The sequence below is a fragment of the bacterium genome (genome assembly GCA_030019025.1).
Classification (GTDB): Bacteria; Hydrothermota; Hydrothermia; order UBA1063; family UBA1063; genus UBA1063.
On sequence record JASEFR010000001.1, the window covers coordinates 67,576 to 91,134 of the forward strand.

28 protein-coding genes and 1 tRNA gene are annotated in these 23,559 nt (G+C 40.6%); 21 read left to right on the forward strand and 8 right to left on the reverse strand.

All coding sequences use genetic code 11. The annotated features are described in order from the left end of the window. The 18 genes from QMD82_00365 to QMD82_00450 all read left to right on the forward strand — a co-directional run. Positions 1-417, forward strand: a 417-nt coding sequence (locus tag QMD82_00365) for a hypothetical protein (GenBank protein MDI6850382.1), incomplete at its 5' end; no start/stop codon positions are given. A gap of 183 nt (positions 418-600) precedes the next feature. Continuing rightward, positions 601-1,527 carry a T9SS type A sorting domain-containing protein gene (locus tag QMD82_00370; protein ID MDI6850383.1) on the forward strand — a complete coding sequence of 309 codons (927 nt, stop codon included), beginning with the start codon at positions 601-603 and terminating at the stop codon, positions 1,525-1,527. Between the two features lie 134 nt (positions 1,528-1,661). Then, positions 1,662-2,288 carry a redox-sensing transcriptional repressor Rex gene (locus tag QMD82_00375; protein MDI6850384.1) on the forward strand — a complete coding sequence of 209 codons (627 nt, stop codon included), beginning with the start codon at positions 1,662-1,664 and terminating at the stop codon, positions 2,286-2,288. Beyond that, positions 2,285-2,785: a Na+/H+ antiporter subunit E gene (locus QMD82_00380; GenBank protein ID MDI6850385.1), complete on the forward strand. Its 501-nt coding sequence runs from the start codon at positions 2,285-2,287 to the stop codon at positions 2,783-2,785. Before QMD82_00375 ends, QMD82_00380 begins: the two co-directional genes overlap by 4 nt. Next, positions 2,761-3,033: a monovalent cation/H+ antiporter complex subunit F gene (locus tag QMD82_00385; GenBank protein MDI6850386.1), complete on the forward strand. Its 273-nt coding sequence runs from the start codon at positions 2,761-2,763 to the stop codon at positions 3,031-3,033. The genes QMD82_00380 and QMD82_00385 overlap by 25 nt, the downstream gene beginning before the upstream one ends. Then, positions 3,030-3,368 (forward strand): monovalent cation/H(+) antiporter subunit G, encoded by a 339-nt coding sequence (gene mnhG, locus QMD82_00390; protein ID MDI6850387.1) that lies wholly within the window; start codon positions 3,030-3,032, stop codon positions 3,366-3,368. The genes QMD82_00385 and mnhG overlap by 4 nt, the downstream gene beginning before the upstream one ends. Continuing rightward, entirely contained in the window at positions 3,361-3,615 is a 255-nt protein-coding gene (locus QMD82_00395) for a DUF4040 domain-containing protein (GenBank protein ID MDI6850388.1), read from the forward strand. Before mnhG ends, QMD82_00395 begins: the two co-directional genes overlap by 8 nt. Beyond that, complete coding sequence (locus tag QMD82_00400) at positions 3,608-4,303, forward strand: MnhB domain-containing protein (GenBank protein MDI6850389.1); 696 nt, start codon at positions 3,608-3,610, stop codon at positions 4,301-4,303. The genes QMD82_00395 and QMD82_00400 overlap by 8 nt, the downstream gene beginning before the upstream one ends. Then, entirely contained in the window at positions 4,293-4,649 is a 357-nt protein-coding gene (locus tag QMD82_00405) for a sodium:proton antiporter (GenBank protein MDI6850390.1), read from the forward strand. The genes QMD82_00400 and QMD82_00405 overlap by 11 nt, the downstream gene beginning before the upstream one ends. Beyond that, on the forward strand, positions 4,643-6,079 hold the full coding sequence (locus tag QMD82_00410; GenBank protein ID MDI6850391.1) for a proton-conducting transporter membrane subunit: 1,437 nt from the start codon (positions 4,643-4,645) through the stop codon (positions 6,077-6,079). Before QMD82_00405 ends, QMD82_00410 begins: the two co-directional genes overlap by 7 nt. Continuing rightward, on the forward strand, positions 6,076-7,887 hold the full coding sequence (locus QMD82_00415) for a proton-conducting transporter membrane subunit (GenBank protein ID MDI6850392.1): 1,812 nt from the start codon (positions 6,076-6,078) through the stop codon (positions 7,885-7,887). The genes QMD82_00410 and QMD82_00415 overlap by 4 nt, the downstream gene beginning before the upstream one ends. Next, entirely contained in the window at positions 7,884-8,771 is an 888-nt protein-coding gene (locus tag QMD82_00420) for an NADH-quinone oxidoreductase subunit H (GenBank protein MDI6850393.1), read from the forward strand. The genes QMD82_00415 and QMD82_00420 overlap by 4 nt, the downstream gene beginning before the upstream one ends. A gap of 2 nt (positions 8,772-8,773) precedes the next feature. Beyond that, positions 8,774-9,283, forward strand: a complete 510-nt coding sequence (locus QMD82_00425; GenBank protein MDI6850394.1) for an NADH-quinone oxidoreductase subunit B family protein — start codon at positions 8,774-8,776, stop codon at positions 9,281-9,283. A gap of 2 nt (positions 9,284-9,285) precedes the next feature. After that, on the forward strand, positions 9,286-9,816 hold the full coding sequence (locus tag QMD82_00430; protein MDI6850395.1) for an NADH-quinone oxidoreductase subunit C: 531 nt from the start codon (positions 9,286-9,288) through the stop codon (positions 9,814-9,816). Then, the gene (locus QMD82_00435) at positions 9,809-10,927 is read left to right on the forward strand and encodes an NADH-quinone oxidoreductase subunit D (protein MDI6850396.1); all 1,119 of its coding nucleotides are present in this window, start codon (positions 9,809-9,811) and stop codon (positions 10,925-10,927) included. Before QMD82_00430 ends, QMD82_00435 begins: the two co-directional genes overlap by 8 nt. Before the next feature lie 3 nt (positions 10,928-10,930). Next, positions 10,931-12,697, forward strand: a complete 1,767-nt coding sequence (locus tag QMD82_00440; protein ID MDI6850397.1) for an FAD-dependent oxidoreductase — start codon at positions 10,931-10,933, stop codon at positions 12,695-12,697. A 63-nt stretch (positions 12,698-12,760) separates the two neighbouring features. Beyond that, complete coding sequence (locus QMD82_00445; protein ID MDI6850398.1) at positions 12,761-14,914, forward strand: cation-translocating P-type ATPase; 2,154 nt, start codon at positions 12,761-12,763, stop codon at positions 14,912-14,914. Between the two features lie 10 nt (positions 14,915-14,924). Beyond that, a complete protein-coding gene (locus QMD82_00450) occupies positions 14,925-15,131 on the forward strand; it encodes a heavy-metal-associated domain-containing protein (GenBank protein MDI6850399.1) in 207 nt (68 codons plus the stop codon). An 8-nt stretch (positions 15,132-15,139) separates the two neighbouring features. Here QMD82_00450 and QMD82_00455 read toward each other — a convergent pair whose 3' ends face one another. Beyond that, positions 15,140-15,853 (reverse strand): outer membrane lipoprotein-sorting protein, encoded by a 714-nt coding sequence (locus QMD82_00455; protein MDI6850400.1) that lies wholly within the window; start codon positions 15,851-15,853, stop codon positions 15,140-15,142. Positions 15,854-15,892: 39 nt separating this feature from the next. Beyond that, positions 15,893-16,591: a hypothetical protein gene (locus tag QMD82_00460; GenBank protein ID MDI6850401.1), complete on the reverse strand. Its 699-nt coding sequence runs from the start codon at positions 16,589-16,591 to the stop codon at positions 15,893-15,895. A gap of 104 nt (positions 16,592-16,695) precedes the next feature. Here QMD82_00460 and dtd point away from each other — a divergent pair, with 104 nt between their 5' ends. Further along, complete coding sequence (dtd, locus tag QMD82_00465; GenBank protein MDI6850402.1) at positions 16,696-17,133, forward strand: D-aminoacyl-tRNA deacylase; 438 nt, start codon at positions 16,696-16,698, stop codon at positions 17,131-17,133. Beyond that, positions 17,130-18,761 (forward strand): lamin tail domain-containing protein, encoded by a 1,632-nt coding sequence (locus QMD82_00470; GenBank protein ID MDI6850403.1) that lies wholly within the window; start codon positions 17,130-17,132, stop codon positions 18,759-18,761. Before dtd ends, QMD82_00470 begins: the two co-directional genes overlap by 4 nt. Here the strand turns inward: QMD82_00470 and QMD82_00475 are convergent. Next, on the reverse strand, positions 18,753-20,210 hold the full coding sequence (locus QMD82_00475; GenBank protein ID MDI6850404.1) for a bifunctional response regulator/alkaline phosphatase family protein: 1,458 nt from the start codon (positions 20,208-20,210) through the stop codon (positions 18,753-18,755). The two genes, QMD82_00470 and QMD82_00475, sit on opposite strands and share 9 nt — an antisense overlap. Positions 20,211-20,299: 89 nt before the next feature. Between QMD82_00475 and QMD82_00480 the strand changes: the two genes are divergently transcribed. Then, positions 20,300-20,374 (forward strand) — tRNA-Val (locus QMD82_00480). A gap of 3 nt (positions 20,375-20,377) precedes the next feature. On the opposite strand, the gene QMD82_00485 is transcribed toward QMD82_00480, so the two are convergent. Genes QMD82_00485 through frr form a run of 5 tightly spaced genes read right to left on the reverse strand, consistent with a single transcriptional unit; the run spans position 20,378 to position 23,552 of the window. Further along, the gene (locus QMD82_00485) at positions 20,378-21,238 is read right to left on the reverse strand and encodes a DMT family transporter (GenBank protein MDI6850405.1); all 861 of its coding nucleotides are present in this window, start codon (positions 21,236-21,238) and stop codon (positions 20,378-20,380) included. A gap of 9 nt (positions 21,239-21,247) precedes the next feature. Further along, a complete protein-coding gene (locus QMD82_00490; GenBank protein MDI6850406.1) occupies positions 21,248-21,532 on the reverse strand; it encodes a MazG nucleotide pyrophosphohydrolase domain-containing protein in 285 nt (94 codons plus the stop codon). Further along, positions 21,523-22,320, reverse strand: a complete 798-nt coding sequence (locus QMD82_00495) for a phosphatidate cytidylyltransferase (protein MDI6850407.1) — start codon at positions 22,318-22,320, stop codon at positions 21,523-21,525. Before QMD82_00495 ends, QMD82_00490 begins: the two co-directional genes overlap by 10 nt. Then, on the reverse strand, positions 22,304-23,005 hold the full coding sequence (locus QMD82_00500; protein MDI6850408.1) for an isoprenyl transferase: 702 nt from the start codon (positions 23,003-23,005) through the stop codon (positions 22,304-22,306). The genes QMD82_00495 and QMD82_00500 overlap by 17 nt, the downstream gene beginning before the upstream one ends. After that, positions 22,995-23,552, reverse strand: a complete 558-nt coding sequence (frr, locus tag QMD82_00505; GenBank protein MDI6850409.1) for a ribosome recycling factor — start codon at positions 23,550-23,552, stop codon at positions 22,995-22,997. The genes QMD82_00500 and frr overlap by 11 nt, the downstream gene beginning before the upstream one ends. Positions 23,553-23,559 lie beyond the last annotated feature (7 nt).

Genomic DNA, 23,559 nt, shown 5'->3' on the forward strand with positions numbered 1-23,559 from the left:
GGCCACTTTGAACAGCTCCACGATGTCTCTGCGTGGGAGATGGTTTTTCCAACTCTTCCATATTGCGTATTTCAGCAGGAAACACTCAAATACAATGTTTACAACTTTGGAAATTTTGATGAAAGTCAGGTTCCAACGATAGTCTACTTTGCCGGTACAAATTACAACGTTTTTCCATCCGTTTCTAATAAGAGTTATACAAGCCTATCATTGAGTTTCGAACCTTCAAGGGAAGGTCTAATTTTAACCAAATTTTGGACCTCCCTTTCTAATGACTCAATAAGGAGTAATGACACATTCCCCGACTACTACATTTATTTATTTCCTAATCACACCACCTACGCACAAGACTTTGATTTCATTAACAGCCTTTCCGAGGCAGGATGGACGACCGTTGACCGTGATAGAGATGGATGATATACGTGGACTTTATATACAGGAATTAATTACAGCCATTCTGGATGGTATTTTGCAGGTTGCAGATGGAATCAGAATGGTAACAATGATTGGTTAATATCTCCAGCAGTTACTGTTCTTGATACTGTAAACAATTCCATCGGCGTTTTTGCTACCTCAATTTCGCCAGACTATCCTGAGAGTTTGGAGATCTGGCTTCTCAGTGCGCCTGAACCCGATTCTACCATAAGCAGAATATACGCTGGGGTATTGCCTGCTTCTTATCAAAGATTAACCTTCAGTTTAGATGAATATAGGGAACAAACGGTCTATATAGGTTTTAGAAATGTTAGTGTGGATAAGTCTTATCTATTAGTTGATGATGTTTTCCTGAGGCAGGTTCCCCTTCCTTCTACGGGCATCCTTCGAGAAGAATTTGAAGAAGGCCTGGTGCCCCCCGGTTGGATAACGACTAACAATCTATGGAACGGTGGAACACCTTCTGATGCAGGAGTTCCGGATAATGGAACGCGCAATATCTTCTACTTCCAAAGCTCTGACCCTTCTGGTTCAACTGGTGAATTAACATCGCCCCGGTGCAAAAGGGATGTGACCTCAGGATTCATCTCCTACAGGTTTAATTACTACAACTATGACGGGAACGACTCCTTGCAGATTTATTATAAGATTGATGATGGTGGATGGATTCTTCACAAAACGGTTTACACTACGCCTTCGGGGTGGCAAGCGGTAACGGGAGGTCCAATTTACCTCACCAAAGGCAAGTCTGTACATTATATCCAGTTTAAATTCGTTGGTTATGCTGATGGTGGGAGTTCTTTCATGGCTGTTGATAACTTTGAGGCTTATGATGGTTCGATCCTCAATTTGGGTGATGTGGCCAAGCCTCAATTCTTTGTCCTCTCCCAGGGTAGGGATATTGTACTTAAGGCAACGGGAATCAATGGAGAAATTGGAATTGAGATATTTGACGTTAGCGGTAGGCGAAGTTATGTCAGTACACTTACAAACGGAGGTGAACTTAGAATTTCTGGCCTCCGAGGGGGTATTTATTTTGTGAGATTTTCTGGTGAGATTAAAGGTGTTAAGAAGATCTTGCTTACATATTGATGGATGTGAATGTTGGATAAGTGTTTGTTTTAGTTAGATTTTCTTCTTCATTCGTGCAAGTTTAAACTTGCACTTGACAGTTTACCCCCATCGATGGATAATAATACTCGTTAAAAAATTAACAAGGAGGTGAAATGGGAAGAATTCCTGAAAACACTCTGAGGAGGCTGACTCATTATCTAAGGTGCATGCAGAGGCTTGCAGAGCAGGGCAGGGATGAAATCCAGTCGAAGGATCTTGCAGCTTATTGCAAGGTTTCCGATTCTCTTGTTAGGAGAGATCTATCGTATTTTGGAGAGTTTGGTAAAAGAGGGAAGGGTTATTCAATTTCTGTTCTCCTTCCCAAAATCCGACAAATTGTGGGACTTGATAAGACGAGAAACATTGCGGTGGTTGGTATTGGAAATATTGGAAGGGCACTTTTAAACTACCCATTTCAAAAGTTCAATTTCAAGGTTGTTGGTGGCTTTGACATAAAGGCAGAATTGGTTGGAAAAGAGATCAACGGGATTCCCATTTATCACATCAATGACATTGATAAAATTGTGAAGGAAAAAGGTATTTCTATGGCAATTGTTACTGTACCAGAAGAGGCGGGCGATGCGGTAAGGGATAAGATTATATCTGCAGGAATCAGAGGTATTTTGAGTTTTGTGCTTTTAAGGGGACCCTTCCCCAAGGATGTGTGGGTGAGGTACATAGAACTTCCATCGGAACTGGAAATATTGAGTTTTTATATGGAAAAAGGAGGCGTAATTTGAAAGCCTTGTCCAAATGGTTGTACACAACCATAATATTTCTCCTGGTCTGGATTGCCCTTACAGGGACAATCCGGATCGACGAACTGGCCACGGGGGTTGTAGTTTCAGCACTCCTGGCCCTTTTCACTCACAATCTGTTTACCACGGAGGGATTAGCCAATTTAACTCCTAAAAAAGTTTTATGTGGAATTGTCTATTTCTTTCCCTTTCTACTCTGGCAGATGGTAAAGGCGAACCTGGATGTCGCTTACAGGGTCATTCATCCTAAGAGGCCTATTAATCCGGGAATTGTTAAAGTGAAGACAAGGATGAAAAGTAATCTCGGGAAACTCATCGTTGCCAATTCAATTACTCTAACACCTGGGACTTTTACGATGATGGTGGATGGTGATGAAATGTACATCCACTGGATTGATGTAAAGACAGAGGATGTTGAAAAGGCAAGTGAAATGATACCGGGGGTGTTTGAGAAATGTTTGCTCAAGTTCATGGAATAGTCGTGTATATCTTTGTTTCCTTATTGGGGCTTGCGGTTTTGCTCTCAAGCCTCCGTTTCATTTTAGGACCCACAGCGTCGGACAGAGTTGTATCTACAGACATTTTAACTACTATTACTACCATTGTTCTCGTATTTCTTTCCCTTGTCTTTGATAGGTATATCTACTTGGATGTTGCTCTTGTTTATGCGGTTCTATCCTTTATAGCAGTAGTAACCATTGCAAGATACCTTGAGGGGGGAGTATGATTAGGATCATCATTGGAGAAGCCTTTCTTATCCTTGGCGGGATTTTCGTTTTTCTCTCTTCTTTAGGACTAATTAGGATGCCCGATGTTTACAACAGGATGCAGACTTCAACAAAGGCGGTGACCCTCGGAGCAATCCTCAGCATAACGGGAATTGGAATTATAGAGCCTGCATGGTTAGTTAAGTGTTTGCTGATTGTACTCTTCTTGCTGTTTACTAACCCCATTTCTGCTCATTCCATAGGTAGAGCGTCATATATAAGGGGCGTAAAACTCTGGGATAAAAGCGTGGTTGACAAATTTTCGGAGTATATAAAGGAGAACAAAAATGAGTGAAGCAGTTGTTATTTTTAGTGTGGTTCTTGCACTTCTTGTCGTGGTATCAACATTTATTTTGTGGCTTACAAAGGATCTCCTTATCGGCGTGCTCTCTTCGGCCGTAATTAGTCTTGTGGCCTCTATATTCTTTCTTATCCTTCAAGCTCCCGATGTCGCTATTACTGAAGCTTCTGTGGGTGCTGCTTTAACGACGGGATTTTTTATTTTTGCGTTGAAACACGTGGGGAGGAGAGAGGATGATTAGAAAAATTATCTATTTTTTGATTTTAATTGCCTTTGGCTTTTTTGTTTATTCAGTCTTTTCTGCCTACTTTCCCTTTGGTGAAAACGTTCTGACTGGTGTTGCCAGATACTACGCCGAAAAAGGGGTAAAAGACCTGGGGGGAATTAACATTGTAACCTCTATCGTAACTATTTACAGGGGGTTTGATACCCTTGGCGAGGTTACAGTCCTCTTTCTATCCGTTACTGCTCTTGCTTTCACGTTGATTGGCTTGAAGGTGGAGAAGGTGAAACCCCCTAAGCCCACTCTGATCATGGAAACAGGAGGAAGGTACCTTGCGCCGCTTATAATCCTCTTTGGGGCTTATGTTTTCCTCCATGGGCACTTAACACCAGGAGGTGGATTTCCAGGTGGTGTTATTATAGCTACTGCCTTCCTTTTGCTTTTTGTCACCCAAGAACACTTCAGTCCCAAAAAGTTCCATATTACCATTACCGAGGTTCTTGCGGGTGCCTTCTACGTGTTGGTCGGCCTTCTTGGGCTTTACTACGTCAAATCTTTCCTCGGGAATTTTCTTAAAACGGGAAAGCCTGGTTACCTTGTGAGTGCAGGGATTATCCCCATTATCTACATCCTTATCGGGTTCAAAGTTGGAAGTGAAACGACATCTGCATTGAAAAATTTAAAGGAGGGTAGCGATGAACATTGAAAGCTGGATCTTTTACGGTGTTCCCATCTATTTGATTGTTATGGGAATTTTGGTTATCCTAACAACGAAAAATCTCTTTAAGATGCTTCTCGGACTTTCCATAATGGATAGTGGTATTAATATCCTCATCGTGGCGCTCGGCTATATAAGGGGTGCAACGGCACCGATTTATTCCCTATATCCTGAAATTTATGAAAAGGTTGTAGATCCAGTGCCTCAGGCCCTTGTGCTTACAGCCATTGTGATCGGAATAGCCTTTCTGGGTCTTGGACTTGCTCTCGTTATAAGAATTAAAGAAAAATATGGAACGGTCAATGTTGAGAAACTAAAGGAGTTAAAATGGTAAGTCCAATTTTAATTATTGCCCTTTTGCTTCTTTTTGCCTTCTTGATGCCCTTGCTGGGCCTTTTGCACAAAAGACTACCCGCTTTTGCCACGCTAATCCTTCCTGCCTTCAATCTTTATGTGGCTGTAACTCATTTTCTAAAAATGGATTTCATTCCTGTTGTTATAAAGACGGGGGGATTCAGACCTCCTTTCGGTATAAACTTGGCAGTCGATCATTTTTCTCTATTTTTCTTGATTCTTGTAAATGCCATCGGTCTTTTTATAGCCTTTTCGTATCTTCTCGAGGAGCAGGATTACAGATTTCACACCCTCTTTTTATTGAACCTACTTGGTGCATCGGGTATCATTCTAACGGGTGACCTTTTTAACTCCTTTGTTTTTCTTGAAATACTCGCTATCTCCTCCTATGCCCTTGCTGGCTCAAGAAAGGAAAAACATGCCCTTGAAGGTGCTATTAAGTATCTGATCATTGGAAGTATTGGCTCATCATTCTATCTCCTTGGGGTTTTTATCCTTTACAAGGTTACAGGAACCCTCAACATGGCAGATGTGGCCTTGAAATTGCAGAATGCAAAAAATGGCATTGTCTATCTTGCCGGAATGTTCATGCTCGTTGGACTTTTTGTAGAAGCCGAGCTTTTCCCCCTCAATACCTGGGCTCCCGATGTCTATCAGGGCGCTTACAATCGAATTGCAGTCCAATTTTCTTCACTGATATCCAAATCTGCTATTTACCTTCTTTTCCGAATTACCTTCTTGATTTTTGATGATCCCCTTTTCTATAAACTTCTCCTTGCATTTGGCCTTCTCACTTTTATTGTTGCAGAGTTCAATGCCCTTGCTCAAAAAGATCTTAAGCGGATGCTGGGATATTCTTCCATTGGGCAGATGGGGCTCACTGTTCTTGCCTTTGCTCTTTATGGAATGGTTTCTCATCCTGAAGCTTTCTTTTCTGCAATTCTACTCACTGTCAATCATGCTATTGCAAAGGCTTTACTCTTTGCCAATATGGATAATATGAGTGAAAATGCGACGATTGATGTTAAAGGTGCGAATCCTTTTTCAAACCTGATGTTCGCTATTGGTGCCCTATCTGTTATGGGATTCCCCTTTACCCTCGGTTTTTGGGCAAAGATTGAAATCCTTGGGATATTACTGAGGTCCAACCTGCTGGTGCTATTCTTCCTGATAATTCTTATTTTTATGGTGGAAGCCTTCTACTATTTCAGAGTGATTACCAATCTGTTTGGAGGGGAAAGTGTTTGCCGGACGTTAAATCCACTTCTTACCCTTTCTCTTGTGATTTTCTCCATTTTCCTCGTATATCAAGGTTTTTATCCGATCTTCACCTTTTCGTGGTTGAATAGGGCATTAAATGCACTGCTCAATAAAGCAATTTATATTAGCATAATTGCTGGAGGGTTATGATGTACAACATAAATTTAGCCCTTTTGGCTATATTAGCTGGTTTTCTGGCCCTTTTTGGAGCCCTTTCTCACCGAGTTTTGAGAGTTGTTTCCATTATTATTGGGATTGTCGGAACCTTGATCTTTGCCTTTCTTTATCTTAAACCGAGTTCTTTGGAGTTTATTAGAATGGGTGTGTTTGCCATGTCCTTTAGTTTGACTGATGTATCCCAATTTTTCCTGTGGATTATCATCGCTTCCTTTGTTCTTTCCCTTCTTCCGCTACTTCATGAGGAAAGGAGCCCATTCTTTTACCTCTACTATTTTTTGGCATTCGGCTTTGCGTCACTCACCCTTATGGCAAAGGATCTTTTAACGCTTTACATGAATTTTGAACTTATGTCATTAGCGATTTTTGCCATTTTGGTTTTTGGCGTGAGGGGCGATATCAAAAAGACTGCGCTTAAGTATATGATTTATTCCCTCGTAGGAGCTTACTTATACCTTGGCGGACTTTTTCTAAAATTCAAATATTCGGGAAACATCAGCTTTGGCGGACTTCGAGATGTTTCAACTCTTACTCAGATTGCAATCTATACCCTTCTTGCCTTACCGTTCCTTGTTAAAATTGCCACTATGCCTTTCCACAATTGGGCACCTGACGCCTATTACTCTGCCTCCGATTCCTTTACCATCTTTTTTTCAGCGGGATTGTCAAAGGTGGGGATCTATGGACTTGTAATATTAATGGTGGAGACCTTTGCCGAACTTTTCAAAAATAATTTTTATCTTCCTGAAATTCTTGCTTGGATTGGTGGTATAACTGCGCTCCTTGGCGGAATATATGCCTTTATGTCCGACGATGCCAAAAAACTGCTTGCATATTCCAGCATTAGTCAGCTGGGATATGTGCTTGTGGGACTTGGTCTCTTTACACCCTACTCTTTTTCTGCGGGAATTTTCCATTCCGTCGCTCATTTTGTATTTGAAGGAGTCCTTTTTACAACGGTTGCCGGAGTAATCTACAGACTGGGTACGTCGGATTTGCGTCGAATGGGTGGACTTATAAAGAAGATGCCTGTTTCCTTTATCGGCCTTCTCTTAGGGATAATCGCTGCATCGGGAATCCCACCTACCATAGGTTTTCCTGGCAAATGGCTTTTATATGAAGCAATTATAATGAAAGGGGACCTCTTTTTGGTTAGTCTGGTCTTCTTTGCCTCTATCACTGCCTTCCTTTACTCTTATAAACTGGTTCATTCTATTTTCCTTGGGAAACTTCATAAGGAACACAGTGACGTAAAAGAAGCACCTGTGGGATATGTAATTGCAACGATAATCTTCCTTATCCCCCTCATTGTTTTTGGTGTATTTCCGGGGGTCATTTTTGAAAAAATTTATGGTTTTACAAAACCTGTGTTTGATCATGATGTTTTCTTTACCTTTGATAGCCTGAAGACTCAGATTGGTTTTGCAAAAATGCCCGTGGCAGGCATTGCTCTTGCATCTATGTTTGCTTTCAGTTTTATCCTGTACCTTATTGCTGGGAGATCATACAGGGCTAAGCAAGAAGATAACTACACAGCGGGAGAATGGGTAGATGAGGATTTTGCCTCTCACTATGCACAGGAATTTTATGGCTTTATGAAAAAGGCCTTTGGAAAGATGCTAAACTTAAGCGCGGAAAAGTTCTGGAATGGTGTTTTATCTATCTTCAAGGCCCTTTCAGAGGTAACGAGAAGGATATACACAGGAGACATCAGGGATTATGCCCTGTATCTCCTGTTCTTTTTAATAGTCTTGGCATTTCTGGCCGGAGGTAAACTATGAAGATTTTGATACTTGCCGGATACTGGATTTTGGTAATTTTTATGGGGCTTCTTTATATGGGTATTGCGAGAAAAGTGACCGCAAGAATTCAAAACCGATACGGCCCTCCCTTTTACCAGGCCTTTCTTGATGTGTTGAAACTCTTTTCCAAGAGAGAAACTGCTTCCCACGGTGTCATGCATTCCCTTGGCCCTGTGATTGCCTTTGCTGGCATTTCAACAACTCTTCTCTTCATGCCTCTTGGGAAAGGGGCTCCTGTTCTCCACTTTCAGGGTGACCTTTTTGTAGTTCTTTATTTGCTTGTTATTGGTCCTCTTGGAATGGCTCTGGGAGCAGGGGAATCTAACAATCCAAATGCTACGATTGGTATTGCAAGAGCTCTTTCTCTTATGCTCGGTTATGAAATAATTCTATTCATGGCGACTCTTCCCGTTTTTGTTCACTATGGAACAGCATCCATTTACGATGTGATTGTCAAACAAGGTGCATTCCCTAATTGGGCTGGGTTAAAGTATCCCCTTTCAATGCTGGGAGGTCTCATAGCCCTCCACGGTCTACTCGGTGAAAAACCCTTTGATCAACCTATTGCACCCCACGAAATTGCTTCTGGTCCCATGGTAGAGTATGGGGGAAAGTACCTTGGTCTTCTTCAGCTCTGGCATGCCACTGGAATAATTGTGGAAACTGGGTTTTTTATCAACGTTTTCTTCGGTCCACAGAATATTGTTTGGTTTTTCATAGGCACTTTTATCGTGTTTATGCTGGCGGTAATTGTAAACGCTGTGATGCCAAGATTTAGAATTGAACAGGCGGTGAGATTTTACTGGGGAGTTCCTCTAATTCTTGTTGTACTTGGAATTCTTCAGTATTACCTCTGGAGGTGAAAATGGGACTTTTTAAAATTTCTCAGGGAAGATCTTTATGGATGGTGCATTTCTGCACGGGGTGTGGGGCTGTAGAGATGCCCCCCACCATGACTTCTCGATTTGATATGGAGAGGTTTGGCATTGCTCCGATGGCTACGCCGAGACAGGCTGATGTGCTTCTTATTACAGGATATCTTACTGTTAAAACCCTAAAGAGAGTCATAATGGTTTATGAGCAGATGCCCACCCCGAGATACGTTATAGGTTTTGGCTCTTGCACCGTTAATGGTGGAATTTATTGGGATTCCTACAACGTTATAAAGAATCTGGACCTCTACATTCCCGTTGACCTTTATATCTTTGGCTGTATGCCAAGGCCCGAGTCTATCATTGATGCTTTTCTCAAATTAAGAAAGATGATTGAGGAAGGTAAAGCTAATAAGTGGAAAGACTACGTTGAGCGATATGACTGGTACAAGCAGAATCAAGCCAAATTGTTTGATGTTAATAAATGGAGAGTGCAAAAATGAGTATGGAAGAAAGAATTGTTGAGGAACTGAAGAATATTCTTGCTGACTCGGGAGAAGTGTGGGTACAGGGAGAGAAACGCGTTTATGCTAAGGTACCCAAAAACCTTGTTCTTCCGGTGCTGGCCTATCTTAAAGATAAAGGATTTCACCAACTGACTGCTATCACATGTGTGGACTGGATTAAAAGAGGTAAATTTGAACTCATTTATAACCTTTTTAGCCTTTACCACGAAAACATTCACGTTTTCATAAAAACTGAACTGGAGAGGGACAAAGAGACGATGCTTACAGCTGTTAACATTTATCCTATGGCTTTTGATTACGAAAGAGAGATACACGAAATGTTTGGTATTGTTTTTGAAGGGCACCCAAGACTTGACAGTTTCATCCTTGAAGATTGGGATGGTCCTCCGCCTATGAGAAAGGACTTTAACACCGCAAAATATGTGGAGGAAAAGTATGGCGTCAAGGATCATACCGAAGAGTTGTGGGTACGTAGGGAGCAGCCATATAGGGGGGACAGGGATGAGTAGAATAAGGGAATTTGATTTTGAGTATTTTATAGGTCCAGCCCATCCCGGCGTGACGGGAAACATGAACTATCATATATGGGCTGAAGGAGATACGATTTTGCAGATTGAGCCTAATCTGGGATATCTTCACAGGGCATTTGAAAAACTGGTTGAAAGAAGGATGTGGATTAAAAACTTCCCATTGATACCGCGAATATGCGTTCCTGATCCTGATGTTAATGAGGTATTGTATGCTATGGCTATTGAGAGGCTGATGGGAATCGAAGCGCCCATTAGAGCTCAGTATTTAAGGGTCTTTATGCTGGAGATGTCCAGAATGGCTTCTTACCTCTTCTACTTTGGCGGCGTGGCGGGTGCTTTAGGACTTTACACACTGCCCAACTGGTCGATTGGGGATAGAGATTACATCCTTGATCGTTTTGAGGAAATATCGGGGCACAGAATTTACCACATTTATCAGACGATTGGTGGAGTGAGGAGAGATATTCCTGACCCAGGTTATAAGGGTAGAGTTCTGGAACTTATGGATTATCTGGAAAAGAGGCTCAAAGATTATGATAAGGTCTTTTTTGAACACCCAATTTTCGTAAAAAGGGCACGGGAAGTGGGAATAGTGGATAAAGAAACCGCCTTAAAGTTTAGTGTTACCGGTCCCAATCTTCGGGCTGCTGGCGTACCTTATGATGTAAGAAAGGCAGAACCTTACTTGGTTTACGATAAATTAGAGTTCAATGTACCTCAAGTTTTTACCGATGGAGACATTTATTCTCGGGTAATGCAGAGGAGGCTGGAATTTGAAGAGTCTATAAAGATTGTTAGACAAGTGATGGAGAGTTTACCTGAAGGTCCTGTAAATATTAAGCTCAGAAATCCCTTTGAGATCAGGGTCCCTGAAGGTGAAATATACGTCAAGGTGGAATCTTCAAAGGGTGAATACGGCTTTTATCTTGTTTCGGATGGAGATGTCAAACCTTATAGACTTCACGTGAGAGGGCCCAGTTTTTCCCACGGATTACAATTGGTGAGGCACATTGGACCGGGTACCAACATTGCAGATATTTCAGCAATTTTGTTTAGTCTTGACATTTGTCCACCAGATGCAGAGAGGTGAAATATGAATATGAATTTCAAATTTTTAGACGCATTAAAATTTTTAGTCAGAAAACCCCATACGGTGAGGGTTCCTTTTGAGAAAAAGGAACCTGCAACGCGTTACAGAGGGATTCACTCTAATGATTGGGAACTCTGTGTGGGATGTGGAAACTGCGCAAAAATCTGTACTTGTCAAGCTATAAAAATGGTTGAGGTCTCCGGATTGCCCGAAAGGCTTGGGGATTCCGGTTTAAGACCTGAAATTGATTATGGAAGATGCAGTTACTGCGGTCAGTGTGTTGATGTTTGTCCGACGGGCTCTCTCAAACTTACTAATTATTACAATATCGTTACGCCAAATAAAGAAGAGTTCGTTATAACTCCTACGAAGGAAATGGATACAGGTCCTGGAACAGGGTGGGAGATGGGTGAGTCTCACTTCCTTGACTTTGAAAGGGTAGAGATGCCAGAAAGGCCCGCAAAGGAAAGAATTCAGGACTTTGACTGGATCCTTAAAGGATTTTCTGCTGATGAAGCTCATTTGGAGTCAGTAAGATGTCTTGGATGTGCCCTTTGTGTCCAGGGTTGTCCAACGGGCATGTACATACCCGAGTATATAAGGGAAATTAGAAATGGTGATTACAAAAAGGCCCTTGAATGGATGAACATTAATAATCCTCTTGCTGAGGTGTGTGGTATCATCTGTACTCACCGTTGCGAAAATGCTTGCGTTTATACTAAGAAGGGAGAACCAATTCAGATCAGATATCTTAAGGGGTTTGCTACGATGCAGATCGATGACTACGGTGAGGTTCTTGGATACACTGCCGAGAGAGGTAAGGGAAAGGTTGCTGTCATAGGAGCTGGGCCTGCGGGTCTTTCGGCAGCATATTATCTCAGAAGGAACGGAGTGGATGTTACTGTCTTTGAAGCGAAAGAAAAGCCCGGGGGAATGTTAAGATACGGAATTCCTCGTTATCGCTTGCCCGAAAAAACTCTTGCCAAAGAGATTAAATTCATTTTGGAGCAAGGCGTTGAAATCAAATACAACACCCATGTCGGGAAAGATATAGGCTTTGATGAATTGTTCAGAAATTACGATGCAGTGTTTATCGGTGCAGGTTACCAGATAGGGCAAAAGATGGGCATCAAAGGAGAAGATCTGGAAGGAGTTATGGACGCTGTCACGTTTCTTCGGAAGGTGAGCGAAGGCGAAAGGGTCTTCGTTGGGGAGAGAGTGATGGTTATTGGCGGTGGTGATACCGCAATGGATTCTTCCAGAACTGCCTTGAGGCTTGGGGCGAAAGAGGTGGTCATTTCGTACAGAAGAAGGATAGAAGATATGCCTGCTTCTCGGGAAGAAAAAGATGAAGCCCTTGCAGAGGGTGTGAAATTCATGCCGCAGACTCTGCCCGTTGAGATTGAAAGAAAGGGAAATCGACTTGTGGTAAAATATTGTGAATGTGAAATGGTGTATGAAGAGGGAGCAAAGAGACCAAAGCCTGTGCCCATCTTTGAGAAAAATTATGAAATGGAAGTTGACACTGTGATAATGGCAATCGGTCAACAGCCAGACCTGAGTTTCATCCCCGAAGACATTAGAAAAAGGTTTAGATTTAATAGGTCCGGAAATAAGATTCTGGTGACTGAAGATATGATGACTGACGTTCCAGGGATTTTTGCAGGTGGTGATCTCGTCACAAAGAGGGCTGATGCTATAAGTGCCATTGCTACAGGGAGAAAGGCCGCCCTCGGAATTTTGAAGTATCTTGAGACCAAGAAAAGGTAAAATATAGGGCGGGGCTTTTGCCCCGCCCGCTTATTCTCAATTTTTGCATTATTATTCTTTCATATGAGAGATAATAATTTTGGTAAGTTAAATATCACAATAACAGGGATGACTTGTACTACATGTGCAAGGACGGTAGAGAAGGCAATCAAAAAAATACCGGGAGTTAAATATGCTGCAGTGAATCTTGCCACAAATCAGGCCTTTATCATTCTAGAAAAGCCTCTGGATTTAGAAGAGATAAAAAAGGCTGTTGAAGAGGTAGGGTACGGGGTATCTATGTCTTCCCCTGAGGATGTTGAGCGAAAAAGGTATAAAAAGACACTGAGGAATCTTATCCTTGCTCTTATACCGACGGTGCCTCTCACCTTAATGATGTTCCTCCATATGGCAGGTATCCATATACCAAGTTTTCACTACTTGGAGTTCATACTCACCTTTTTAGTTATTTTTGTTGCAGGTATTGATGTTTTGAAAGGTGCCTGGATTGCTGTATCTCATTATCACGCAAATATGGATACATTGATCTCCATCGGAGCATTGACTTGTTTTTTGACTTCGGCTTTTAGGATTGTCGGATTCGAGATTGAGTCATTCGGGACAATTGGCGCAATGATCATATCTATTCATATCCTTGGAAGATTTATTGAGAGCAGTTTAAGAGATAAAGCCTTCAGAGAAATAAAGTCCCTTATAAATTTAAAACCTAAGGAGGCAAGGGTTATACTTGATGGGGAAGAAGTGTTAATCCCTGCTGACCATCTGAGAGAAGGTATGTTGGTAATTGTCAGACCTGGCGAAAGGATTCCCGCAGATGGAGTCATAGAAGAAGGTAGGACAAGTGTTGATGAATCGATGATCAGCGGGGAAGCAATTCCTGTGGAAAAGGAAAAGGGTTCCAAGGTACTCGGAGGTACTCTTAATTTAACGGGACTTATTAAAATTAAAGTTGAAAAAAGACCTGACGAATCTTATATATCGGAAATTGTAAAAATCTTGACCGAGGTTCAAGGTTCAAGAGTTCCTATTCAAAAAATAGCAGATCGAGTAACAAATTATTTTGTGCCGACCATAGTGTTTCTTGCGCTTCTAAGTTTCATCTTCTGGTACTTCTCTTTTGATAACTTGATGCCTATTCTTGCAAATTTTTGGGGTAAATTACCATGGGTTAAAATTTCGGTAAACCGACTTAGCTTTTCTATTTTTGTATTCGTCTCCGTTATAGTTATTGCTTGTCCTTGTTCCCTTGGGCTTGCTATCCCGATGGCACTGGTAAGGGGTACAGTGTTGGCTTCAAAGAAAGGCGTTTTGATAAGAAATGCGGAAATAATTCAAACTTTTTTGGATGTGAGGTATGCCCTTTTTGATAAGACAGGCACTTTAACAGAAGGTAAGCCTGAAGTGGTATTTCAAAACTTGCCTGAAGAGGATTTAAAGAAAGTTACTTACTTTGAGCGTTTCTCAAATCATCCTCTTGCAGGTGCTATTTCAAAATTAGCTCTGGAAGAGGTGACCTATGAGGGTTACGAAATAGAGGAAGTCCATGGGGTGGGGATTATAGCGAGGTCTCAATCTGATGAATATTTCATTGGAAAGCCAGATAATGTTAACGACTATCTTGATTATTTGGAGAAAGGTGGTACTGTTGTTGAAGTGAGAAAAAATGGAATCAAAATAGGCTTTTTTGTACTCAAAGATAAAATAAGAGAAGAGAGTTTTGCTGCTGTGAAGAAACTTAAGGAAATTGGAATCAAACCGGTTCTACTTACCGGGGATAATGAGAAATCTGCGAAGTATGTTGCTGAAAGACTTGGAATTGACGAAATCTATTATGAGGTAAAGCCAGAGGATAAGGTAAATATTCTGAGAGAGTTCCAATCTAGTGGCGGGAAGGTTTTGATGGTAGGGGATGGAATAAATGATGCGCCCGCGTTAAAGGCTGCGGATATTGCCGTGACAGTTTCGCATGGTTCAGATCTTGCGATTGAAAATTCTGATGCTGTTATATTAAAAGGCGGACTTTCGGTCATTGTTGACCTTCTTAGACTTTCTGGGCAAATTTTGAAAAAAATTAAAGAAAATTTGATTTGGGCTTTTTTGTACAACGGCATTGCCATTCCCTTTGCAATGATGGGTTTGTTACACCCGATTATCGCAGAGGGAGCAATGGCCTTAAGTTCAATTTCAGTAATTTTGAATTCTTTGAGACTTAAATAAGGGGGGATTTATGGCCAAGTATAGAATGTTTATCCCAGATATTCATTGTAATCATTGCAGGATGAGGATCACCAAAGCCCTTCACGAGATTGGTGAGAAGAATTTTGAAGTCGATATAGAGAAAAAACAGCTTATCATTGAGACCAGCAACAGCGATCGCGTAATTCAGAAACTTGCAGAAATCGATTATTCTGTTTCCAATTTTGAAGAGATTTAGATTTTTCGTTATTCCATAAGTTCCATTAGTTCTTGCGGGGTGAGTTGTCTGACCTCAATTTTGTCAATGTTGAAAAGGTCGTCGGAGAGATTCTGATTGACCTTTATTTCTTTAAAGGTTATTGTGCTTACAAGCTTTCCATTTTTGTAAGTCTCAATTTTGAAAGGCATTTTTAAATCATCATAAACTTCTCTGAAATCTGAGTAAATATTCGTAAATTTGTTTTTCTTTTCAGTAGTCTCGCTTTTTAACAGTAAATATTCCTTCTTTTCAACCCACAGTCTGTAGGTTTTATTCCCATTCTCATCCTTGTACTCAATGACGAAACAGTCCCTGCCATTGAGATTTTCATCACCGACAATATTAGGTTGTTTGGCTTCTTCCCACCACCTTTCTTCTTCACCATAAATCTTTGCTTCACTCGAGGAGATTTTTCTTTTACCTATAACGGGTGAAATCATCCAGTACTCGAGGCTGTCGAAAACAATGATTGCAGGGATTTTTTTATCTCCTTTTATTGGCATTTCCATCTCCGTTCTTGATTTTACCCCTTTTCTCATAACCTTTATTTCGCCTATTTCAGGGGCAATCATAGTCATTGCTATATCTTTTATCTTGTTGTATTTCTGATATTGGGTAGTGATTATCTTATCCAGTGTTGCGTCTTCACCTGCGAAGAGCATTCCTAACAAGACTAAGACTGTACAATTTTTGAAACTCATAACACACCTCCATTTTATAAAAAATTATAAACCGGGCGTCTAATTTGTCAAATTTTTTCTTGCCCTTTTTACCCACTCGTAGTTAGAATCCACCCTTAGTATCTCATCATATATTTTCAAAGCTTCTTCTTTCATGTTTGCCTTTTCGTAGGAGAACCCAAGAAAGGCCTTGCATTCAAGGTATCCCCAGGAAAGAGGATTTTTCTCTTTAAGATAAAATTCCAAGGCCTTTTTAAAGTTTTTCTGGGCCTTGTCAACCCCACCCCCTAAGGCTTTTGGCCTGAAAAACAAAGAAATACCCTCAAGATAATAAGCTCTTGGATTTTGAGGGTCAAGTAATTTTGCCTTTCGGAATGCCTCGTTTGATTTTTTACCCCAGTAGGCAAGGCGTGTTAGGTTTTTTATAGCTTTCATTCCGTAGATGGCACCGAGTACTGCCCAAGCATCGGAGAAATCGGTGTTGAATTTGGTGCATTCTTCCAGAAAGTACATGGCACTGTCAATGTAATGTTCCTTTGCATAAAGGCTGTCTGAGGTTATCATAAGAAAAATGGCAAGTCCACTGGTGAAGGCTTTAAGGAAATTTTCCTCAGGCGGGGTAGCGATTTTTCTCAACTCTTTGTAGTAAAATTGAAGAGAGTCCATATTGCGCATGCGCGAAGCCTTTGTCATATGGGAGATGTAAGTGCCAACTTGTTCCGGAGTTAGAATTTGGCAAATTAGGATAAGAGTTAACATAAAGTTATTTTAAATCAAAGCCGAAGATTAGAAAATTTTTTCACATCAATGCACACTTTTTTAACGCCAAGATTCTTATATTAAAATAAATTCAGGAGGTTAAGATGAAAATCGTCATTCAAAGGGTTAGAGAGGCTGAAGTCTGCGTTGAAGGTGTTTGTGTTTCTAAGATAGGTTGGGGGCTTTTGTTGCTTGTGGGATTTGGTAGAGGGGATACGGAAGATAAGGTTTTAAAATCGGCAAGAAAGGTTTCAGAGCTCAGGATATTTGAAGATGAAAAGGGTAAGATGAATCTTTCTGTTAAAGATTTGAATCTGGAAATCCTTGCTGTGCCTAATTTCACGTTGGAAGGTAGCGTAGAGAAAGGTAGGCGACCTTCCTTTGATGAGTGTATGGAGCCTGAAAAAGCGCGGGAGTTTTTTGAAAGGTTTTGCAGGGCTATTGAAAACGAAGGGGTTAGAGTCTCTAAGGGAGTTTTTCAGGCGAAGATGGAAGTAAAACTGGTGAATTACGGGCCTGTGACCTTTGTTTTGTCGCTATGAATTTTCCGATATTATTAGTATTATTGTACCCGATAATTACTGAAGTGATGGTCGATCCTGCAGGGTCAGAAACGGGTTCATTATCCCCTGGTGACCGCAACGAGTTTGTAGAGGTTTACAATCCCGATGATGATACAGTGGACATGGCTTTTTTAAAAATCAAGGATAATGCCGAGGCAGACAGTATCGTTCCTTTTACTGAAATCCTTCAATTTTGCCCCAGAGTGAAGGCTACTACCAAAATTCCACCAAAATCTTACGGGGTTATCTTTGACAGGGAATACATACTCGAAGGAGAAAATTATCTGCCTTATACCCTTACTGGTGAAGTTTCGGTGATGACGACGAAAGATACCGATCTGGGGAATGGGCTATCCTCAAATGATACAATTTGTATAATCGACGGGAATGGGAATATTCTATCCTCCTTTGGTCTCGGCAGTGGATTTCCTCTTAGAACGAGAGACGGTGTTGCTTTTGAGAGAAAATATTACTGGGGGCCAGATAATGGAGAAAACTGGAAATATTGTGAGGATGAAAGCGGTAATACCTGTGGTAGGGAAAATTCTGTTTCTAAGCCTTTTAATATCAGAATTGAAGAACTGAAGCTGGAAAGGTTAGAAGAGTGTGAACTTTCTTTTGTTTTGAAGGTGCTAAATATAGGGACTGAGTTTTTAGGTTTTTTAAAATTGAGATATGAAATAACAGGAGCTATACCACCTTCGGAAGAGGAGAGGAGCGTTTTTCTCTATCCTGATTCTGCTGTTTTAATTGAAATTGGACCTCTTTTGATTCCTCCTGGCTCTTACCCCTTTAAAATTTGGGTTGGGGTCCAGGACTTGTTTGTGGATTCGACTTTTTTGCCGATCTTTTCTGGGAAACCACCTCTGGTAATAAATGAAATTATGTACAATGGAGATGTGGAATGGGTTGAAATTTATAATGCCTCAAATGGTCCTCTTTCTCTCAAAGGTTTTTTTGTAGGAGATCCTGTAAAAAGGTCGGAACCAGCACCTGATATTGTCCTTGAACCGGATTCATATTACGTCTTTTCTTCAACAGAAGTTCAAGTTTCAAATAGCGCGGTTCTCAAAAATTTTCCAACGCTTAACAACACCGGAGATACCATTTTTCTTTACGATGCCTATGGTCAGGTTGTAGATATGGTGGCATATTCGATGAGATGGGGAGGTTCCTTCAACGTTTCTCTTGAAAGACTGTCACCTTTTTTGCCTTCAAATTCTCCGTATAGCTGGGCCTCCTCTAAGGATGGAAACACTATGGGGAGGAAGAATTCCATTCAGATTTTACCACCACGAACAGGGGCCCTTCTTTCGCTTTCTTCTAAAGCTCTGGCTCCCTCAAGAGGAGTTCCTGCTATTGCTGTAAGAGTTGAGTTTCCTGAATTTCCAGTTTATGCAACTGGTGAACTTTACCGATTGGATGGAAGAAAGGTTCAGACTTTTTTTAGCGAAAAACTGCTGATGGATGGGGAAATGGACTTTACCGTTACTGGTTATGCAAATGGAACTCAGCTTGAAGAGGGAATGTATATCTTAGTGGTCAATGGACGAACATTACAGGGCAAGCTCTTTTCTAAGAAAGAGTTAATCGGTGTATTAAGATAGCCTTTTTCTGAGTTTTATAATAGGTATTATCATTTCCTCAATGCTTACGCCACCGTGGAAAAGTCCCCCCATGTATTTCTTCTTATATTTACCCGGGTCACTTTTGTAAACAAAGAAGTCGTACCCCTTTGCAATAAAGAGCATTCTTGCAAAGAGAGGTATTCCGAATTTTTTAAGGTCCATTATTTCTATTGGTTTACCTTCAATCGCTCTTAGAGAATCACCAAATTTAAAACGTAGTCCTTCCGTTGCTTCCATACCGCCCTGTATTATTACCGGTTTTTCGCCTCTTACCCACCCGTGGTCGGTGGTGATGATAACCTTAGGCATGTGTAGTTTTTCTAAGAAGTTAGAACTTTCGAGAATAAATTTGCATAATCTTACGTAATCCTCTGCATTTTCTATAAGTCCTCTAAGAGGGGATTCTGCCTCCCTGAGGTGAAAGATCATATCAAAAAAGTTGATCACGTAAACTTCCAATGGCAAACCAGCATTGAAAGACTCCTGCTTGAAGGCGTCCAAGGAGTTTATTTTTTTAATCATGTGCGGAAAGTTTTTAAACCCATTTTCGATGAGGTTCTGTTCTAAAAGTTCCTTTTCATGCAGATTGTTTCTCGTCCAACCCGGGTTCCTTCTCTCCGTGTCGTAGGGGGTATGCCCAGAGAAGAGAGAATTTCTGGCAAATTGTGTTGCAGTGGGCAAAACCGAAAAAATGGGTTTTATCTCCACGTTATAGGTCGGAGGGATAGATTTTGACAATTCCAGGGCCTGATCAAACCTGAAGTTATCAAAGACTATCACAGTTGTTCTCTCACCTTTTTTGAGCTCAGGGAAAACGAAATCCTTAAAAACCTTGAAAATAAAGGGAACATCACCTTTAAGAAGGAGTTCCGGGTAATTTCTCATAACCCACGTAGCGAAGTCCTGATTTTTGGTTTTTAGCTCCTCTTTCAAAAGTTCATCTTCGGGGCTTTCTACCATCCAATGGAACAGAAGACGCCCTTTTTCCAGCCAATCATCCCATTCGTTTCCAAGGGAGTTTATTGCGTTGTAATAGTTTAAGATTCTGCGTGTTTCTGCTCGGTTTTTAATTTTATCCCTTTCGAGTTTTCTTATTACTGCTAAAATCTGTGACGGTTGGACTGGCTTAATGAGGTAATCGAAGACGTCGATGGAGTAGGCTTCGTCCATGACCTCCTTATCCTGCACCATTGTTATAAGTACTAAGGGCACATTGGGATGCAGTTTTTTAATTTCCCTTGCAAATTCTATGCCAGAAATCTGGGGCATCTTGTAATCTATAAGAATTACGTCAAAATCTTCAGACTTTGCTATTTCCAGTGCCTTGAGGGGGTGGTCAACTCCTATAACTTTCATTCCTTGATCCTCAAGAAACATTATGTGAGGTTTTAAGAGGTCGATTTCGTCATCAAGCCAAAGGATTTTCATATTTTTAATTATAAAGCGACAGGAGCGAAGTATGTTTCCAAATATGAGTTTAAAATTCGGGCCCTCTGGAATATAATATATAAACACATGGGCAGATAGTTCAGTCTGGTTAGAACGCTGGTCTCACATACCAGAGGTCGGAGGTTCGAATCCTCCTCTGCCCACTTTCAAACTGCGAGAGCAACGGCTATAAGCATCATCGTACCCCCGACCAGTTCAAGGGGTGCCCATTTCTCTCCGAGGAATACTACGGCAACAATAAAACTGAAGAGTACTTCAAGGGATACGAAAAAAGTGGATTTTATAGCGCCTGCATACTTCAAACCTGTTACGTATAAATAGTAAGCAAGAACAGTACAGTTCAAAGCAAGATGAACTACAATCAGTAAACTTTTCCAATTTAAAATTATGTCTGGTTTATCCAGTAAAAAAGATAAAGGAAAGGAAAGCAAAGCAGTGATTCCAAAGGTAACCATATTAACTTCGTGGGAATTGTATTTTTTTAGAAGGTTTTTAGAAACAACAACGTAGAAAGCCCAGCAAAAGGATGCGAGAAGTACGATAACATCCCCGAGCATTATCTGCGAGTGAAAAAATTCTTTTATGTTTTTGCCTGTAGTGAGCAAAAACATCCCAGGCAGGAGAAAACCAAAGGTTAAAAAAAATCTTCTTGGTGGTTTTTCTTTTAAGAAAATAACCGCAAGGATGGGAACCCAGATTACGAAAAGGTTTATTATAAGAGCAGTGCGAGATGCCAGAGTGTATTGCTGGCCTAAATACTGAAAGATGTAGGAAAGAAAAGTTAATAGGCCAAGAAGGTAGATAGATTTCTCTTTGAAAATACTGGTATCAAAATTTTTTTCTAACGCGAAGAACAAAGGGATGTAAAAAAGCGTGCCGAGAAGAAAACGGAAGAAGATGAAAAGAAAGGGGGGAAAGTAACTAAGCCCCAGTTTTACCGCAGGGAAGGAGGTGCTCCAGATAAGCGAAGAAAGGATAACATAGGAAATTGCCTTTTTCTCTGACATATAGCGCTTTCATTCCTTACATTGACACGGTGAACTCTTACACTTTGGACAACCTTTTTCGTATTTTAAAATAACGGATTCCATATCAATGTCGTACAGGTTAGCTAAGGAGAAAAGCCAAGCACACACGTCGGAAAATTCCTCCACGAGCTCCTCTTTTGACTCATGTTTCATTGCCTTTGCCAGTTCTCCCACTTCTTCAATGAACCAGCGAAAGGTCTCCGCTCGACCCCGTTTTAAATCTTTCTTAAAATAGGTTTCTTTTATGATCTTTTGGAACTCTTTTATCTCCATATTCCCAAAATCCATGTTGTCAAAGCAAAATAAGGTGCTGTAAAAATAATACTGTCTATGCGGTCAAGCATCCCGCCATGCCCCGGAAAGAGGTTTGAAGAATCTTTAACCCCGACTTCCCTTTTAAAGGCTGATTCTACGAGGTCGCCAACTTGGGATAGAATAGAGATTATAATAGTAAGGCCGATGTTGAAGTATATATTATTAGAAGGTGTAATTTTCAAATAATGAAGTAAGAAGCCGAAGGGAATTGTAAAGAGGACTCCGTAAATGTATCCTTCTATCGTCTTCTTAGGGCTAACCTTTTCAGCCAGTTTGTGTCTACCAAAGAAGTACCCGGCAATGTATGCCATACTGTCGAAGATCCATATTACAAAAAGAAAAAAAAGCATTCCCTGTATTCCAAGTTTTTCCCGTATTATAAGCGCTGAAACAGCTCCTATGATTGTGTAAAGAAAAATAAAAACCGTTAAGGCAAATTCTTTAATTTTGTAATCCCTGCTCCATAAAATGGGAATGGGAAGGTAAAGGAGCAAAATTGTAATTAGGATAATCAAAGGATAGCCTGAGTAAAAACCAGAAATAGCAATGATGAGAAGGGATATAGTGTATATTGCAAGATTTTTTTTAACCAAATAAAGATTTAGAAATTCCCACAGCGCAAGTCCGAAAGCAATCATCACAAGTAGGACAAAGTAAAATTTCCCAAGATATATTAAAAGCAAAACTACTGGAATTAAGAGGAGGGCAGTAATAGTTCTTACTTTGAGTTCAGCCTTCAATGACACCACCGAATCTCCTTTCCCGTTTACTGAAATCCTCTATGATTTTTATGTATTCTTCTTTTCTAAAATCGGGCCATAAGGTAGTTGTGAAGTAGAGTTCCGTATAGGCAATGTGCCACAAAAGAAAATTTGAGATGCGAACCTCTCCCCCCGTTCTTATTAATAAATCTGGTTCAGGTATATTAGGCAAATAGGTGTATTTTTTGAAAACTTCTTCTGTAATGTTGTCGGGATTGATGCCTTCTTTGATAATTCTTTTTACCGCATCTAAAATCTCAACCCTCCCCCCATACGAGAGTGCTAAGATCACTTGCAAACCTGTACAATTCGCTGTTTTTTCCTTTGCTCTCTTTAGCTCATAAATCAGAGTTTCTGGGAAATAATCAATTTTCCCTATGAAGTCCAGTCTCACGTTGTTTTTATAGAGGCTGTCCACTTCTTCTCTTATTAGTTTCTTTAATAGCATCATCAAAAAGTCAACTTCTTGCTTGGGTCTTCGCCAATTTTCTATGGAGAAGGTGTAAAGTGTTAAATATTTGATTCCAAGTTGTTGAGAGATTTTTATAATTTCTCTCGTAGATTCGGCACCTGTTTTGTGCCCTAAGTAGCGTGGAAGTCCACGTTCCCTTGCCCAGCGGCCATTGCCATCCATGATGATGGCAACATGCTGAGGCAGGTTACTCTTCAAGAATTTCTTTCTCCTTATTTTTTACTAATTTGTTAATTTCTTCGATGTATTTATCGTGAAGTTCCTGAAGGCGCTTTTCGGCTTTTTTAGAATCGTCCTCACTAATCTCCTTGTTCTTTTCCATTTTCTTTGCCTGTTCTATGCCATCTCTTCTTATGTTTCTTATAGCTACGCGGGCATCTTCTGCATATTTTCTCACCAGTTTAACAAGTTCTTGGCGCCTTTCTTCTGAGAGTGGGGGAATTGGTATCCTTAAAACATTGCCATCACTTTGAGGGTTAAGGCCCAGTCCAGCCTTTTTAATTGCTCGCTCAATTTCACCTATTACGGACTTGTCCCATGGCTGAACGATAATCATTGAAGCATCGGGTATTTGTATAGTTGCAACCTGATTTATAGGAACCTGGGATCCATAATAATCTACTTTTATTCCATCAAGGAGGTATGGAGTAGCACGCCCAGTTCTCAATCTTGCCATTTCCCTTTCAAAATTTTCCAAGGTTTTTTTCATTCTGGATTCAACTTCTTTATAAATTTTATCCAGCATATTCACT